The organism is Methylomonas sp. LWB (assembly GCF_001856095.1).
Lineage (GTDB): Bacteria > Pseudomonadota > Gammaproteobacteria > Methylococcales > Methylomonadaceae > Methylomonas > Methylomonas koyamae_A.
On the sequence record NZ_MKMC01000100.1, the window covers coordinates 20,425 to 36,750 of the forward strand.

The 16,326-nt window shown below is 55.2% G+C and carries 12 protein-coding genes; 4 read left to right on the top strand and 8 right to left on the bottom strand.

All coding sequences use genetic code 11. From position 1 onward, the window contains the following. The first annotated feature begins 366 nt into the window (after nt 1-366). Nucleotides 367-1,254 (top strand): diguanylate cyclase, encoded by an 888-nt coding sequence (locus tag BJL95_RS22795; RefSeq protein ID WP_083386221.1) that lies wholly within the window; start codon nt 367-369, stop codon nt 1,252-1,254. Between the two features lie 107 nt (nt 1,255-1,361). Here BJL95_RS22795 and BJL95_RS22800 read toward each other — a convergent pair whose 3' ends face one another. The 6 genes from BJL95_RS22800 to BJL95_RS22825 all read right to left on the bottom strand — a co-directional run bounded on the left by BJL95_RS22800 (nt 1,362) and on the right by BJL95_RS22825 (nt 7,349). Beyond that, entirely contained in the window at nt 1,362-2,177 is an 816-nt protein-coding gene (locus tag BJL95_RS22800; RefSeq protein WP_071160869.1) for a hypothetical protein, read from the bottom strand. A 160-nt stretch (nt 2,178-2,337) separates the two neighbouring features. Then, nucleotides 2,338-3,126 carry a hypothetical protein gene (locus BJL95_RS22805; RefSeq protein ID WP_071160870.1) on the bottom strand — a complete coding sequence of 263 codons (789 nt, stop codon included), beginning with the start codon at nt 3,124-3,126 and terminating at the stop codon, nt 2,338-2,340. Between the two features lie 53 nt (nt 3,127-3,179). Next, the gene (locus BJL95_RS22810; RefSeq protein WP_071160871.1) at nt 3,180-4,040 is read right to left on the bottom strand and encodes a hypothetical protein; all 861 of its coding nucleotides are present in this window, start codon (nt 4,038-4,040) and stop codon (nt 3,180-3,182) included. A gap of 673 nt (nt 4,041-4,713) precedes the next feature. Beyond that, nucleotides 4,714-5,229, bottom strand: a complete 516-nt coding sequence (locus BJL95_RS22815) for a hypothetical protein (RefSeq protein ID WP_071160872.1) — start codon at nt 5,227-5,229, stop codon at nt 4,714-4,716. Nucleotides 5,230-5,467: 238 nt separating this feature from the next. Beyond that, nucleotides 5,468-6,511 (bottom strand): hypothetical protein, encoded by a 1,044-nt coding sequence (locus tag BJL95_RS22820; RefSeq protein WP_071160873.1) that lies wholly within the window; start codon nt 6,509-6,511, stop codon nt 5,468-5,470. A 34-nt stretch (nt 6,512-6,545) separates the two neighbouring features. After that, entirely contained in the window at nt 6,546-7,349 is an 804-nt protein-coding gene (locus BJL95_RS22825; RefSeq protein WP_071160874.1) for a hypothetical protein, read from the bottom strand. 956 nt (nt 7,350-8,305) lie between these two features. On the opposite strand from BJL95_RS22825, the gene BJL95_RS22830 reads away from it, so the two are divergent. From BJL95_RS22830 to BJL95_RS22840, 3 genes are read left to right on the top strand one after another with little or no spacing between them, the layout of a single operon-like run. Beyond that, the gene (locus tag BJL95_RS22830; RefSeq protein ID WP_064027951.1) at nt 8,306-12,196 is read left to right on the top strand and encodes an NACHT domain-containing NTPase; all 3,891 of its coding nucleotides are present in this window, start codon (nt 8,306-8,308) and stop codon (nt 12,194-12,196) included. 18 nt (nt 12,197-12,214) lie between these two features. Then, nucleotides 12,215-12,799, top strand: coding sequence for a zeta toxin family protein (locus BJL95_RS22835; RefSeq protein ID WP_064027949.1), 585 nt, complete (start codon nt 12,215-12,217; stop codon nt 12,797-12,799). Then, nucleotides 12,786-12,980 carry a hypothetical protein gene (locus BJL95_RS22840; protein WP_064027946.1) on the top strand — a complete coding sequence of 65 codons (195 nt, stop codon included), beginning with the start codon at nt 12,786-12,788 and terminating at the stop codon, nt 12,978-12,980. Before BJL95_RS22835 ends, BJL95_RS22840 begins: the two co-directional genes overlap by 14 nt. A 272-nt stretch (nt 12,981-13,252) precedes the next feature. Here the strand turns inward: BJL95_RS22840 and BJL95_RS22845 are convergent, their stop codons facing one another. Both BJL95_RS22845 and BJL95_RS22850 read right to left on the bottom strand, forming a co-directional pair. Continuing rightward, nucleotides 13,253-14,239: a GTP-binding protein gene (locus BJL95_RS22845; protein ID WP_071160875.1), complete on the bottom strand. Its 987-nt coding sequence runs from the start codon at nt 14,237-14,239 to the stop codon at nt 13,253-13,255. A 131-nt stretch (nt 14,240-14,370) separates the two neighbouring features. Beyond that, a complete protein-coding gene (locus BJL95_RS22850; protein WP_071160876.1) occupies nt 14,371-16,254 on the bottom strand; it encodes a PKD domain-containing protein in 1,884 nt (627 codons plus the stop codon). Nucleotides 16,255-16,326: the final 72 nt, after the last annotated feature.

Below are 16,326 nucleotides of genomic sequence, written 5' to 3' on the forward strand. Positions count from 1 at the left end.
CATTTTTCCCCCGATCCGGCTCTTCGGCGCGATGCCATAAATCAGTGCCGACCGGCATCGTTAAGGTTGGCTCGGAGGCAATGTCGAGCGGCCTGAAGCGAGCGCTTGCGAACCGGCAACCCACTTGGAAGCGAGTACGACATAAAACGATATTTCGTAAGCCAGACGAAATATCGTCTCCAAACTCCCCGGCATTTGCCGCGCTTGGGCTTGAGCGCCAGGCGTCTATTCGCGCAAATTTGATTGATATCAATCCTTTGTGAGGTTCTAAGCGGTTGACTTCCCAATTGGCACGCAATTTGACTGAAGTATGCCGTCAGCCGCCGAGCGGCTTCCTGTAACTTTGGCTTAATCAGGATTTTATCTATGAATATCGACTCCGTAGGGACCAGTGCCGTCCCCATGTCCAGCCGTCAATCGGCCGCGATTTTGCGGTCGAATCTGTTTGCCGAGCGCCAGACTCGCCCGGAAGCAACACAGGTGTTCGCCCCCGACATCCCGATCGCTTGGAACGACCGCGCCGGTACCGAGTCGGTGGTCAATGCGGAGCAGGCCGGCGGCGAACGAAATTGCGCATTGCATGGCGATTGTTTGCATTTGCATCAAGTCAACGCCGAAGTCGCCGAACTGAAACGGGCGCTAGCCATCAGCCAGCAGGAATTGGCCGCCGCGCGGCTGACCATTGCCGAATTGACCAAAACCGAAGCGAATTTAAGCCGGCAATTGCAGCAAATCGCCGAAAGTTGCGAGCAAGCCTTGCATCTAGCCCACCATGACGAATTGACCGGTTTGGCTAATCGCAGCCTGCTGCTGGACCGCTTGCAACAAGCCTTGGCGCAGGCCGATCGCCAGCAAAAACCGGTCGCCGTGTTATTCATTGATCTCGACGATTTCAAGACCATCAACGATAACTTTGGTCACGATGCCGGCGACCGTTTGTTGCGGGAAGTCGGCCGGCGTTTGTCGGCCGATATCCGTTGCGGCGACACCGCCTGCCGCTACGGCGGCGACGAGTTTTTGTTGCTGCTGACCGACATCGACGGCGAAGCCGGCGTCAATGCGGTGATCGAGAAAATTCACACTTGCCTGGCGGCGCCGTATCAATTGGCCGGGCGGGAAATCTCGGTCAAAGCCAGCATAGGCGCGGCGCTGTATCGCCGGGACGGCCTGAACGGCACCGAGTTGTTGAAACAAGCCGACCGGGCGATGTACCGGGCCAAACGGCGGCGGGGTTTAGGCGATTCAGTGTGTTAGTCGGAATGACTTTCCCGTTTCGGCAAGCCGGCGAAACGGGAATGCGTCGCTAGCCGGGGCGGCAATGTACTCCGGCCCCGGCTTTACTTGAACACCTTACCGCGCAGCTATCCAGCCGCCAACCGTCGCCGGCCGGTCAACCAGCCCAGCAGCATCGTGCCGAACAGCCAAGCCGAAGCCGGCACGGGGACCGGGTTAATCGGCCCGGAGTCTTCGGGACGGCTGATCATCGTCCGGGCTGACGCGGTGGCCCCGAAAGATCCGCTCACCAAATGCTCGCCGTCGCCGGAAATCACGAAGACAAAGCTGCCGTTTCGCGTTTGCGGTACCGCATCGTAGCTGTTGGTGGACACCAGAACCGACTTGTTGGCGCCCGCGCCGTCGCTGCCATAATAGTTGGCATAAATACTGGTCGTCGCGTTCGCCCAATTGTAAATATCGCCTTCGCCGCCGCCGCTGACCGAGTGTTGCCAGTCCAGCGTCAGTATGGCCAGACCGTTACCGCTCAATTCGAAGTCGCCGTTGTTGCCGGCAGTCGCAAAGCCATTGGTATAGTAATCGGTCGCGCTTTGCGAATGGCTGTCCAGCGAGTCGGCATTGCGAGTCGCGCGGCTTTGCGAAAGCGTGGTGGCCGTGTCGGTAGTCAATGCGCTGCCGAAATCCGCCGCCGTAACACTTTGGTTCGGATAATCGTTGCTGGGTGGATTGGTCCACACGAAGGCCCAGGAGTTGGCGACGCCGCTTTGGGCGGTCCAGCGAAACGCCGGCGCGTTAGTGCCGTTCGATAAGTCGATAAGTTGGATGTTGAAACTGCTCCAGTCTATCGTCGAACTGGCGACGACCGATGCATTGGCGCTAGGCAGGCTCCCGACCGCGCACAATGCGTATAGCGCCGCGACGGCGGGGATAGATAAACATTTCATAATGATATTCCTTGAATAACGAATGGGGTTAAGCAACGGCCGAACGGCCGATCCGCGATGGGATCGTCAGCGCCGACCGGCGACGATAAAAGAGTCGGTTGGACAAGGCCGCCGGATCGCACGTCGATGCGTTGGTGATCCGGCCTTCGGGGCACGCGCGCTAACATGAAGCCGATAGCGATTTGCGCTTCAGGCCGCCCCATGCGGCAACGACCGTACCGCCGAACAGCCAGAACGCCGAAGGAATCGGCACCGTACTGACCGTGCTGGTATTGACATCGGCCATGACGCCAAAATTGCCGATGACCACATTGACGCCATCGCCGGTTACGGCAAAGCGAAACCTGCCGCTTTGGCTATCAGAACCCTGAGAGAGACTGATGGATGCGCTCTTACTACCGCCGCCGTTGGCGCCGTTTTGGTCGGTATAATTGCCGGACAGATTGACGCTGGCATAGCCGTATGCCGACAAATGGTCGGTGAGCTCGGCGCCGCTGACCGCCAATGTCCAATCCAGCGTGATCAGCGCAACGCCTTTGCCGCGCATCTCGAAGCTACCTTGGTTGTTGGCCTGGGTCGCCGCGAAATTGTTGCCGAGCGCATCGCTTTGGGCCTGGGCTTGCACGATCCCATCACCGCGTTCGGCGTGGCTGCCGGAGTGTGTGCTGTTACTCGCGGAGCTTAGCTGGGTCGTGAAATCCTCGACGCTTTGGTTGTCGGAGTTGCCCTCCACCAGATCCGTGTAAGCACTGCTATTCACACTGCCAAACTGCGAAATCCAACTAAATTGCGGCGTATCGAATCCGCCGGACAAGTCGATAATCTCCACGTCTAACGGGTTCCAATGAACGGTAGCGGTGGCGACGACCGTCGCGCCGGCGGTTTGCGGGCCTACGCTTAGCGCAAGCAGGCCGAGAGCCAGTAAGGGCTTGAAACTAAAAAATGTCATACGATGGTTCCTGAGGGTAATGTTGGGGGTATGAGGCGCTTGTTCCGCGCGATTTAACACGCATTCGGACTTAAGCGTTGCCGACGCGAAATGCCCATTAGACCCAGCATGGCCGAGGAAAACAGCCACGCGGCGGCCGGCACGGGTACCGGGCTGGTCGGCGTCGTCAGTGAGGGGTTGAGGGAGAAATGGCCGATGACGCGGGTGTCGCCGTCTAAATTAAAAAATATTCGCGAGTACAGGGAGTCGCCGAATTTTAAATCGGCGTCGATACTCAACAAGCCGTTATCCGGATTTACGCCGATAACCGGATCAATCAGTTCGAAGAATGCTCCGCTTGCTGGACCGGCATCGTTGCCGATATACCAACTCTCGGTTTCGCCGCGATGCTCCAACGTCAAGCCCCGCATCCACAGCACGCCGGAAGGCGAGTTGAAATCGCTATGCAGGCGTAGCGAGCCGCCGAGCGCAATCTTGCCGACCCCGGTGGTCGGGTCGAAATCGGTCGGGTGATAGCCGTCAGCCCAGCCGGGGTCCAGGCCCTCGTCCAGCGAATCGACCGCCATGGCCCAACCGCCAGCCGGTTGCGCCGCCGGAACTTGCTGCGCGGGATCCAGCACCCGCCATTCGGCAAGAGCCGCCGCAGTCGCGGTACCGTTGGCAATCGCGGCATTGGTGGCCAACCACCAGGGTTGCAATTTGGCGGGCACGCTGTTGTCGACAAACAACTGCGGATAAGCCCAACGCCGCCCGGCTATGTCGGCGGTGGGTATCCGCTGACCGCCGTAGAGCTCCTGATAGTTCATGTTTTTATAGCTTTCCAGCGGTTTCAGCGTCGCCCAGGTTGCTTGATCGTAACTGAGATAGGCCGTGCCGCCGATGGAGCCCTCCAGCGCCACGGCGTTGGCCGACACGGCTATTGCCGCCAAGCCGCAGAGAGAAAGTTGCCGGACCCTGCTCGACGGTCCGATACGTGAAGTATGCATTGTCATCATGTTTGCTCGAGTAAAGACGTTTTTAGGAAAAGTCGTGAATCGCTAACGGGTATTGCCATCAGCGTATTAACCCGGCCCTATTGATCACGGGTATTCCGTTCGGGCTGAGCGCGTCTCAGCCCCCGCAGGCGTGGCCTGAGACAGGCTCGCGGCGAACGGTATTTAATAGCCGGGTTAATAATTCAATAGGCATTAACCATGCCGTTAGGAATAGATTCTGAAATTTTTAGTTCGCCATTTGTTAGCAACTGATTTGATTAGGCAATTTTTCTATTTAGACCGATGGGTCTCGACGAGTATCTAGGCGTGATTGCTGTCTAGCGGAGACAAAGTGCGGCATTTCACGTTTGATGCGGGATATGCCGTATTTTGGGCGATTCCCGAAGGTGCGCAGGTATTCGCCAGAGACAATGACGATCATCGGAGAGACTCGCGGGGCGGTTGCGGCGCTTGAACGCCCCTAGCATTTAAGGTTTAGCGCCAGGTTTTACCGATTAGTGCTTTAGCGAAGTAGAGCGCGATAACTCGAACAATCAGCGCAATCCCCCTGCCCGCGAGGCAGTCGCTCGCATAGGCTAGGCACTGCCGGCATTCAACCGGCGCACAGGGCTTTGCAGGAAAATCGAAAGATCAACAGCACGATCCAAATCAGCGCTAGGCTTGGCGGGAGAATGTTCAACGGCAACGCGCCGGCCCAATGGGTCCAGTGCAAATCGGCTTGGCGGTTGGGCCGGCTCGCGCCTATCAACGGAATGGAAGCGCCCGCGACCGCGTTGATTCGCCCGGTCAATTTGGCCCGTTCTTCCGCCAACGAACGGACGACCGATTCGGCCGCTTTCGCCGAGAAGAACACGATAACGCTCGAAACCAGTCCGAACAGCGGCATCGCCCAGAGCAGGAACTCGAAATCTCGCCGCGCGTGTGCGCTTTGGGCCGTGACCAGCACCGCGTGCGTCGCCAAGCAAAAAGTCTGGGACATGTAAAACCACGACAGCCGATTCGATATCCATTGATGCTCCGCGGCGATAATCTGCTCGACATATTGAGCGACCGCGCATAGATCGGCTATTTCGGTTCGATCGGCGTTGTTGGGCTGATTTGGAGTCATGGCGCTAGTCCGAGTTTGGTTGGTTAATACCGAATCGTTGGCGTTCCGATCGGATCCGCGCCCGATATAAGCTACTCCGTCGCCCGGCGCATCGCAAAGTCCAACCGGTCCCTGCGGCCAATCGCGCGCCGGAGTGCAAACCTAGGTTTGTACTCCAATCAGCAGCATTCGGCCGAGTCTTAGGCTAGAAGGAGAATCCAAGCGAGCGCTGAGGTTTAAATTTGGCGGAGACCGCGAATCAGGCCGCGACCCGTGACTGTTTGCGCCGCAAGCCCAACCAGCCCATCAGCGCCGACAACATCAGCCATGCCGACAGCGGTAGCGGGACGATGGCGGCTTGGCTGTAATCGAAACCACTGGAAGCGCTTAAGCTAAAGTTGGAAATGGCATTTCCTTGATCGTCGAAAAAGCCGTCGATGCCACCCCACAACAAGGTGTGCGATAGATCGGCCACGGCATTGACGCCACCGCTGCCGGCGGTTTTGAAGTACTGAACGTCCGACAGCGCATGGCTAGACACCGATAGACTGTAACCGATGGTTTGGGCGATGCCGAACCGAAAATTTATCGTGACGGGTATTGTGATTGAGGCGGTGCCGCGATGGTAATCGACATTGGGAATCGGACTGAACCCATAAGAGGTATTGGCGCATGCCAATTGTCCGCCGCCGCACGCGTCGTCCCAAGTTTGAGTGGGCCAATTCAGTCCGCTGCCGGCCAATGAAACCGACGACCGGCCTTCATTGGATGCCAACAGCAGGCCGCCATCCGGGCTCTTAAGCATCACGCCAGGGTCGGTGTGGACCAGCGCATTGCCCGAGACGACGATACTCGCCGAGAAACTGCCAAGACGGCCGTTCATGCCAGACGCGTTGATTGTCAACAAGTCGTACCAATTTGCGCTGGCATGGGTATCGGCGCTGCCGCCGCCGGCTCCACTAAGATTGCCTTGAGCATCTTGGTGTTTGGTACTGTACATGCTATCGCTAGCGGCATAAACCCCAAGGTAGCCGGCCGAGGCATGAGCGGAGGCGGTCGAGCGCGCGTAACCCGATTCGCCGTCGGCCGACAAGGTATAACTGGCAACCGCCGAGGACGGCGTGTAGCCAGAGTGATTGTCGATGACATTCTTCGTCGCGTTGGTTCCTGGATTGGGAACGCTGTACTTGTTGGTTTGGGCAATAGTCGTACTGACCGTGGCGTTGGTGGACGCCGATGCGATGGGACTGGTCAGCATGACGCTGAATACAGTTAGATAATTTTTGATATTCGGCACGGTCATTACTCATCGGATTGGATTTTAAATCGATTGTCTTTTAAAACGGCTGTTCTATTCGGCCTAGATTATTGTTTCTGGGTTTCCAATTCTGGTTTTGGTTTGGATTCGCATCGCACGAAAAATAGCCCAAGGAATTATTGGGTACTTCGGTCAGGCAAGAAAAATTATTGACGTTTCTAATGATAAAAGCATTGTTGTTTGGCACAGGCATGGCTTCCCAAAGCTGGTTGCGGTCAGTCGAATCGCAGATAGCCAGGTTAATTTGATTAGCGTCTCCCACATGCAGGCATAAGCAGGGGTTATCTACACTAGCGATCATACCGATCTGTTGAATACCGTATACGGTCATAAAATCCCAACGACTAGCGGGCGAACCTGAGTCGGCGGTCATTTCCAAGCCATCGTTGGCGGTTTTTCCCATCACCGCACCGCTCGCTTCGTTGATTAACGTGTAATTTTTTTGTCCGGCGGGCCAGCTTTCCGGGGAGACGCAGATATTCGCTGTGTCGACGAAATGCGTCGGGTTGGGAGAGCAATACCAGCAGGGAATATCCGCTTCGGCGGTTATGGTGTGTTTGCCGGCCGGCAATTGCAAACTACCCGTGCGTTCGCTGTCCGAAATATAAGGGACTTGATGGGTAATATCGATCTCTCGAACCGTGCCGACGTCCAGTTTTACCGAACTTCGGTCGATACTGGGTGTTGCTTTAATATCGATACGGGTGGCGGCGGGCAGTTTGATAGTCGATAGATCCTTGGGAGCATATATTCCAAAACTGGCACAGCCGTTCGCCAATGTCGAGGCAACCAAAAATGGCAGAAAGTATTTTATATTCGCCATATCCGCAATCTCCGTTGATTTGGGACTTTCATTCACGGCTGATAAACCCAATGAAAAACGATTTAATACCAGCGATATTTGAATTGAATTCTACATCAGGCTAAATGGGGTTTTTGAGGTAATTTTTCACAGCCATGATATTCGTGTCGATTCGCCAATCTGCGCGGAATTGCCGAACTGAATCGCTTTTGGACTTACCCACTCTTTCCGAATCATTGGTTTGCGGCCGTCGACTGTGGCCGCCATTGCGTTTAGCGCATGCCTCATGCCGCCATTAAGCGCGTTTCCGGACACGGAATTGAGGTTTACAGCCGAATTTAAAACGCCAATCATCGCGCCATAAACACTCACAACGACTTCGGGAACCTTCCTGGCGAGCTCGGGGACATTTTTTTCGGCGCCGGGGTGTCCCCAAAAACGGCCGGGAACCTCCCCAGGACTTTTGGGAAAGTCCCTAAGATGGCTAAAAATGCTGACGAGAGCGCTGGGAACGTTGCTAAAAGTTCTGGGAGCGTTCCCAGAGTCGTGGTGAACGTTTCCGACGGCGTAATTCGCATTTATTTCGCCGCTGGGAACCGCAAAAATGCCGGTTGGCGTGTTTAAAACGGCGCGAGCCGCGCCTGGCTCTTCGCAATGGCTGAAATTGGCCGATTCAAAAGGCGGAATTTTTTTATCTTGATTATTTCATTAAGCTTGGTGGTAACTCCTCGTAGAGTCCACTTAGTGGGCGCATACCCCTAGAATTGATACTGAGCGCCATGGAAAATTTCTTCCGGGAAGATCAATCATGGCTATGAAGACTGGAAATGAGAGAGCGAATTCAGGTTTCTACGGTCGAATACAGGCTCGTTCGCCAAAATCTCAGTGGAGGGGTGCCAAACTGTGTTCCGTTCGTTTACGTTAAAATGATTTCGTGCTGTTAAACTGGGTGCGTAATTCCTAAAGTTATTAGAATCATGGACTACGACTTATCCCGCCTCTCTACCCGCACTTTCGAGCAACTGATTCAATCCTTGGCGCATTCGGTCGTCGGCCCCGGTATTGTTATTTTCGGCGACGGGCCGGACGGCGGACGCGAGGCCACATTCGAAGGAAAGATAGCCTTTCCCAATAACGCCGAGTGTTGGCACGGTTATGGCGTTGTTCAGGCAAAATTCAAGCAGCGCCCGGAAGGTAGTGGAAAGGACGGCGATTGGGCGTTACAAGAACTCAAAGACGAACTCAAAAAATTCACCTCGGCTGAGAGCAAGCTTAAGAAACCCGAATATTACATTTTTGCCACCAACGTGGTACTGACACCGGTTGCCGAAGTCGGCGGCAAGGACAGGTTAACTCGTTATCTGGAGAGCCATAAAGTAGAGTTAGGGCTTAAGGACTTTCGCATTTGGGATTACGACCAATTGCGGGTCATGTTGGATAGCTGCGCCGATGTGCGCACGGCTTACGCGGCCTGGATCACCGCAGGCGACGTGTTGGCGGAATTGATAAAGATGATGCAGCCGCAACGTCACGATTTTCGTGAGGTCATGACTGGTTACCTGCAAAAAGAGCTGTGCGCTGATCAATATGTCAATCTCAATCAAGCCGGGCACCAGCCGAAAGATCGCATTCCACTGGCGCAAGTCTTTGTCGATTTGCCGATTAAAGGTGAAGGTGAGCCATTCAATGTCGTAGCCAGTCTCTTGGAACATGGGGCGCAGAACTTTAGCCCGAAAGCCACGCTAAACGAATCGCAGCGCTATCAAAGTCACGGAAGACCTCGTAGAGACCGCTTGGTATTCATAGGCGGCCCCGGCCAAGGCAAGACGACCCTCAGTCAGTTTTTATGCCAACTATATCGGGTTGCGCTGTTGGGGCTAGAAGAACAACACCTGATTTCCCCCGAAGCCAAAACCGCATCCAGGCTGATCATCGAGCAAATTGCCCATGAAAGTTTGGAACTACCCTGTATGCCGAGGTTTCCGGTTCGGATCGTGCTGAACCGTTTTGCCGCCGATTTGGCCGCCGGCAAAACGGCGTCTTTGTTCGACTATTTGATACGGCGTATTTCACAACTGTCGGAAAGAACCCTGTCGTCCGACGATTTGCGCGGCTGGCTCAAGACTTATCCGTGGCTGATCGTCCTGGACGGGTTGGACGAAGTGCCGGTATCGTCGAATCGCGAGCAGGTCATTAACGCGGTGCAGAATTTTCTGATCGATGCCCGAGCTTGTAATGCCGACTTGCTATTAGTCGCCACCACCCGGCCCCAAGGATATAACAACGATTTTTCTCCGGCTTATTACCGTCACTTCGAGTTTTTACCGTTGGATGTGCCTCGGGCACTGCATTACGCCGACCGCTTGTTGGAACAGCGCTGGGGCGGCGACCCCGACAAAATCGACACATTAACGCAACGCTTGCAGCGCGCCGGAGAGGAAGAAGCCACCGCCCGGCTGATGCGTAGCCCGTTACAAGTCACCATCATGGCCATGCTGGTGGAAAATGTTGGCCAACCGCCGCGCGAACGTTGGCGCTTGTTCAACGACTACTATGACGTGATCTACAAACGCGAGCAACAGCGCGACATCCCGGCCGCCGAGCTTTTGAATTCCTATAAAGCCGATATTGATGCAATTCACCAGCGCGTGGGATTGCGCTTGCAAGCCATATCCGAACAGTCCGGCGGAACCGATGCCTTGTTACCGCAGACCGAATTCGCGGAGCTGATAAATCAGCGGCTGGCGAGCGAAGGCCATTCCAGTGTAGATGGTGAACGCTTGCAAGCGGACATCGTCAACGCCTCGATCGATCGCTTGGTGTTTCTAGTGGCCCCGCAGGCGGATAAAGTGGGCTTCGAGATACGTTCACTACAGGAATTTATGGCGGCACAATGCTTGATGAACGGTAGCGATCAAGACGTCAGCCAACGCTTGCGCGCCATCGCGCCTGCGGCGCATTGGCGTAACGTGTTTCTATTTGCTGCCGGCCGGTGTTTTCACGAGCGGCAACATTTACGCGATACCTTGTATACCTTGTGTTGCGAGCTGAACGAGGGGGATGGAGTTGATGACGGTGAGTTGGAAAAAGCCACCCTCGCTGGATCGAGATTGGCATTGGAAATACTCGAAGACGGCGCATTAGCAAAGGCACCCGGCCAACTGAGGCTATTTGCCAAACTCGCGTTGCGTTTATTGGAATTGCCTCCTTGTGAGGCTCAAGTCCGTTTGGCAAACCAATATGTTGCTTCGTTAGAAGAATGTTTTAAATCTGCGATAGAAGAACGGATGGCAACTAGCGGACTCGAGCGCCATTTAGCTGCGTGGCGCGTGTTATTACATTTGGACTGTCAAAATATAATTTGGGCCAATGAGTTGGCGAGAAACAACTGGCCCAGCAATGCCGAAGAATCAATTCAAATTATTAAATCTTTATCGGGAGTCAATAAGGGTAACTGGTTGGCGGATAAGTATTCAATGGCTATTTTGAATGCTTCGCCGCTACAAACACACTACGGAAATGAAAAAGGTTGGGCAAGAGATTGTAGTGGCTTGATCCTTCACTCAAAGGAATGGATAGGTTTTTATGAGAAATTAGAAAAAATTGACGAAACAAAAATTCGTATTGAAGGGGTTGATGATGGTCGTTTCGAGATGTATTTTATCCCAATTATTGATAGTAAAGTCAGCGACCTGGATGAATCAATAAACAAAGTAGAAGCCAATAAGCAATGGAAGTGGCTAATACAGGCCTGGAGATTTTCATTGGGCTTAAGCTGCTCAAAATCACACTTAGCGGAGTTGCTTCAAGAGTTTTTTGGCTGGACATTAAACGAGCAGAAGTCAATTGGAAAAATGCAGAACATGTTTGCATGGCCTATTTCGGCTTGTATTTTAGCTGTTCATGCAACTGAGGAAAAAGCACAATTGATTGCAGCTATAAAAAAAGGAAATTTAGGCGACAAAGAAGATTGGCTGTTGGCGCAAGTTCGTTGGGAGAATGCCGGAATAACCAAAGATGACCTGAAGTTTATTCCAGAAAGAAACCTTCCTTTCGACAGCCAAATTGCCAAAATTGGCTATCCTTTCGACTTGTATGGAGCAACTATAACGCATCAGAACTCTAATTTTTTCACGATGCAACAGCTATATAATATTTGGAAGTCTTTGGAACCATCTAAGGCAAAAACTAATATGGCTGGCAATGTATTGTTCGCGTTATCTGTAATGGGAGGTAAAAATGAAGTAATGAAAGACATTAATATTAATGATATTTTTGAGTTAATTAATAATCACAACAGTAAATACTTTTCCTGGCACGTGCTTGGATCATTTCCAGAAACAGCCTGGTCTTTTGAGAGATTATATTCAGTTCTAGAGGCTTTAGAAAAAGATTCGTTCATTTTTTATCGCGAATACAAAACTGATAATAACTTTGTAGACAAGCTGGAACCTTTGCTGATTGCAAGCCCCAATAATGGCTGCTTGACAAGATTATTATCCATCGCCTGCTTAGTTGGACATAAAGCTAGTGTTGAGATTAAAGCCTTTCCAGGCAACTTTATTGATGAAAGATATCAATATTCTGCCTTGATTTTACGAATGTCACAGGCTGATTGGGATAAAAACGAAGCCATTCGATTAGCAGAAGCTATAATAAAACTAGCCAAATATCAAGACGAAGCAGTCGATTCCGCGTTAAAGGTTATTGCAGCACAAAATTTAACCGGTGGAGCGGTTGAACTGTTTTTGTATCGGATTTTCGAAGGTGTGCCCGCCAGTCAATGGGAACTCCGCCGCGATGTCCTGCAAGCAATGCTGGATCAACAGCGGCATCGGCAGGCGAATGTTGCCGTTCTCCCGGTTTGACCGATAGTGTTTAGCACCATGCCCACTTGCTGGATCATAGCCGGCCCGAATGGGGCAGGAAAAACCACCTTCGCCTTGAACTTCTTACCGGCCTTGGCGGGATGCCGGCGTTTCATCAATGCCGATTTGATTGCCGCGGGCTTATCACCACTGGCACCGGAACAGCACTTGCTGGAAGCCAGCCGCTTGTTTTTACAGGAAATCGAACGGAGTATTAGTGCCCATGAAAATTTCGCTTTGGAAACGACGCTGGCGGGCCGGAGTTATCTGAAACTGATACACCGATTACGGGTACAAGGCTGGCGAATCGAATTGATTTATCTGGCCTTGCCCAGCGCCGAAATGTCCAGATTGCGCGTTGCGGAGCGGGTCCGCCACGGCGGTCATGACATTCCATCCGAAGACATCGTTCGCCGCTTTCCGCGCAGTCTTTATAACTTGCTTTACGAATTCGCGCCGATTGTGGATTCCACCTCGTGTTATATGAATATCAGCGGCATTCCCGAGTTGGTGTTCGAGCAAAGCGGGCATCAGCCTGTAAGAATTCATCATTTGGAATACTATAGCCACCTACTAACCCAGGCCAGTCATGCAAAACCCTGAGAAACTAGCGCCGACACCGGACGCCTTCGCGATATTGGAATGCCTGCGCCAGACGGCGGAGCAGACGTTGGAGCGCAAACGGCGCTTGGGCCATTATGCGGTGGTTTGGCAGGATGGGAGGCCTGTGATGATCGGGGATGACGCCCCTAAAACCGAAGCGGATAGCGACCCGAGTTTGTAGCATAGCCGCCGAATTCCTTTAGTATCCCGTTCATTTACCTCACCAATCGCAACGCCGAATTGATCGGGCAAACGTTCCCACGTGTCGCGTGCTACCCTAGAACTTGGCCGTTTTACGGCCTGATCCCTACGGCAGCGCGGTCGCTTGACGTTTCCACGCTGCGCTTGGGAATGAGGGAACCTTGGCAAAAGCGCGCGGCGCCACCCCGCGGCTTGCCGAGGCAATCAAACCTCGGAGTACAAACCTAGGTTTGCACTCCCGGTTTCGCCCGCTCAGGCGACTTGGCAGGACGCCAGCGCTTCCAGCATGTCCCGCCTGGGCAGGTTGCGGCCGATGAACACCAGCCGCGAGGCGCGGGTTTCGCCGGCGGGCCAGGGATTGCCGAAGCTTTCGGTCAACAGCATGTGTACACCTTGATAGATGACTTTCTTGTCGCAGCCGGCGATATGCAATATGCCTTTGTAGCGCAGCAGGTCGTTACCGTAGTCGCGGACCATGATGTCGAGAAAGGCCAGAGTCCGGGCGGCGTCCAGCGCGCGGTCGGTTTCGAACACGAAGGAAGTGATGTCGCCGTCGTGTTCGTGGCTGAGGTCTTCCAAGAAATCCGGCTCGATTTTCAGGATGTCGTCCAGTTTGAAGCCGTCGATGTCCAGAATGTCGCTCAACTCGGTTTCGCCGAAATGTACGCGCTTGATCGGCGCCCTGGGGTTCATCGCCCTTAGCCGGCTTTCCAGGTCGGCGGCGATTTCGGCTGCGACCAAGTCGGTTTTGGACAGCAAGATTCGGTCGGCGAAACCGACTTGTTCCTGGGCTTCGTGGTGTTCCGCCAATTGTTGATGGGCGTGCGCGGCATCGACAACGGTAACGATGGCGTCCAGTTTGTAGTTTTCGGCGATATCCTGATCGATGAAAAAGGTTTGCGCTACCGGCGCCGGATCGGCCAGGCCGGTGGTTTCGATGACGACCCGCTCGAAATACAGATCGCCGCTTTCCCGGCGCTCGGACAACTCGCCGAGAATGCGTACCAGGTCGCCGCGCACCGTGCAGCAAATGCAGCCATTGTTCATCGTGACGATCTGTTCGTCGGCTTGCACCAGCAACTCGTTGTCGATGCCGGCCTCGCCGAATTCGTTTTCGATGACCGCTATACGCCGGCCGTGATGTTCGGTGAGGATGCGGTTGAGCAACGTGGTTTTGCCGGCGCCGAGGAAACCGGTCAGGATCGTGACCGGGACCGGGTAATTGAGTTTGCGGTTCATTGTATCTCCAGTGGATGGATCAAAACGGAGTCGTGAGCTGTTCGGGCGCGTCATCCGGTAGCCGGCCAAAAATCCATTGTTAGCGCCTAGGTCCGCCGGATTTTTCAAGCGTCATCGGCGCTCCGCAGGGTTTAGCGCCGGGTCGGCCGGCACTGCCTGAGCGTGCAGTGCTTTTTTGCGGCCTTGGCATCGGCCTTGGTGATGATGCCGTTGCCGTCAAGGTCGCGAATGTCGTTGGCGGTGTCGGGGCGTGGTGTCTTCTTGACGGCGACCAGGATCAACGCGACGTCGATACGATCGATGTCGCCGTCCAAATCCACGTCGCCGAGCGCCGGCACCGAGAAGGTGACTTCGTCGTAGGCGGTGCCCGCGCCGTCGCCGAGTGCCAATTTAAACGAGTAATTGCCGGCTTGCGTGGGCGTGAAGTTTGGCGTCGCGGTATCGGCGCCGCTGAGCGCGACGCTTGGGCCTTGCGATTGTTGCCAGCGGAAGCTCAAGGCCTCGGGGCCGGGGTCGGGGTCACTGCTGGCGGCGCCGCTCAGCGCCACGCCGGCGCCGAGACGTACTAGCCGATCGGCGCCGGCGTCAGCCTTGGGGAGTTCCGGAACGGTGATGCCGACTTCGTCGTAGGCACTGAGTTGGCCGTCGTCTACCGCCAGCCGAAATGCATAAGTTCCGGCTTGGAGCGGCGTGAAGCTGGGTGTGGGGCTGTCGGCATTGCTTAGCGCCACCGGCGTGCCGGCGGTTTGCAGCCATTGATAGCTTAGAGCGGCCGGTCCGGGTTCCGGATCGTCGCTGGCGCTGCCATCCAACGTAACCAAACTATTCAGGCCGGCGATCCGGTCGCTGCCGGCGTTAGCGACCGGCGATACCGGCGCCGGCAGCGAGGCGCTGATCGAGACTCCGACTTCGTCGCTGGCGTCGGCGGCGCCGTCGGTGACGGTCAGCCGGAAGCGGTAGTCGCCGGCCTGGGTTGCGGTAAAACTGGGCGTGGCGCTGCCGGCGTCGCTTAAGGTCACCGGCGCGCCCGCGGTTTGCAGCCATTGATAGGTCAAGGCGGCCGGTCCCGGTTCCGGGTCGTGGCTGGCACCGCCGTTTAAAGTCACCGCTTGATCGATCTCGCCGGTTTGGTCGGGGCCGGCGTCGGCGAGCGGCGGCACCACGGGCGGTGGCGGCGGCGGTAGTGTGTCGATTCTCGCCAATAGGGCTTCGGAAAAGTCGGCGGTCGTCAAACCGGCGTTGAACAGCACGTAAATCGGTGTGGCTGGCTGGCCGCGCCGATTGGACAGTACCCGCATTTCCAGCAGATAGGCGCCGATCGGCCCGCCCAGCGTGCCTTGAGCATTTTCCAGAAAGAAATTCAAATGAGTGTGCAGACTGCCGCGAACGTTGGTGGCGTCGATCACCATTTGCGCTTTGCCGGCTATGCCGACGCCGGTAAACAGCGTCACCGCGGTTTGAGTGTCAAAGCCGTCGGCAAAGCAAAACAATTGGCCGCCGCATTGGTTGTAATCGGTAATCACGAAATCGGGATCGATCGCGCCGGCCAGTTTGACCCTGACGTTGCTTGGGGCGGCTTCCCAAGCCCGGCTGGCGGGGTTCCAGTATTCCAGGCTGCCCAGCGCCTGATAACTGACCAGTTCACCGGCGTCCAACGCGCCTTCCACGGCCTGAAAGCCGGGATTGGGGGTTTTGTAGGGACCGCCGGAAAAGTCGCGGAAATCGGTCAGAAAAATCATTTGGCCGCTGGCGCCTTCGACCGGCAAGGTGTTGGCGGGCAAATTCAGGCTGCCGATCAGTTGGGTCAGATCGCAGCCGACCGCGCCGGGCGTCCGGCAAAAGCCGGCCCGCATCGCGTCGCCCTCGCCCCAAATCTCGACGTCCAGATGCACGGCTTGGGCCGGGGCGGCGGCGATGGTCAGCAAGCAGGCAAGCGCTTTCGCGGGCGCGGACCATCGAATGGACGGCGCGCGGCGCGGCGCGGCGGTTTGGCTTGACGAATTGGTGTAATACATGGCGGACCTCTTATGTCGGGAATTCAGTCGCAAGTCGCGGCACCGGGCGGATTCGGCGTGCTCGAGTCGGTA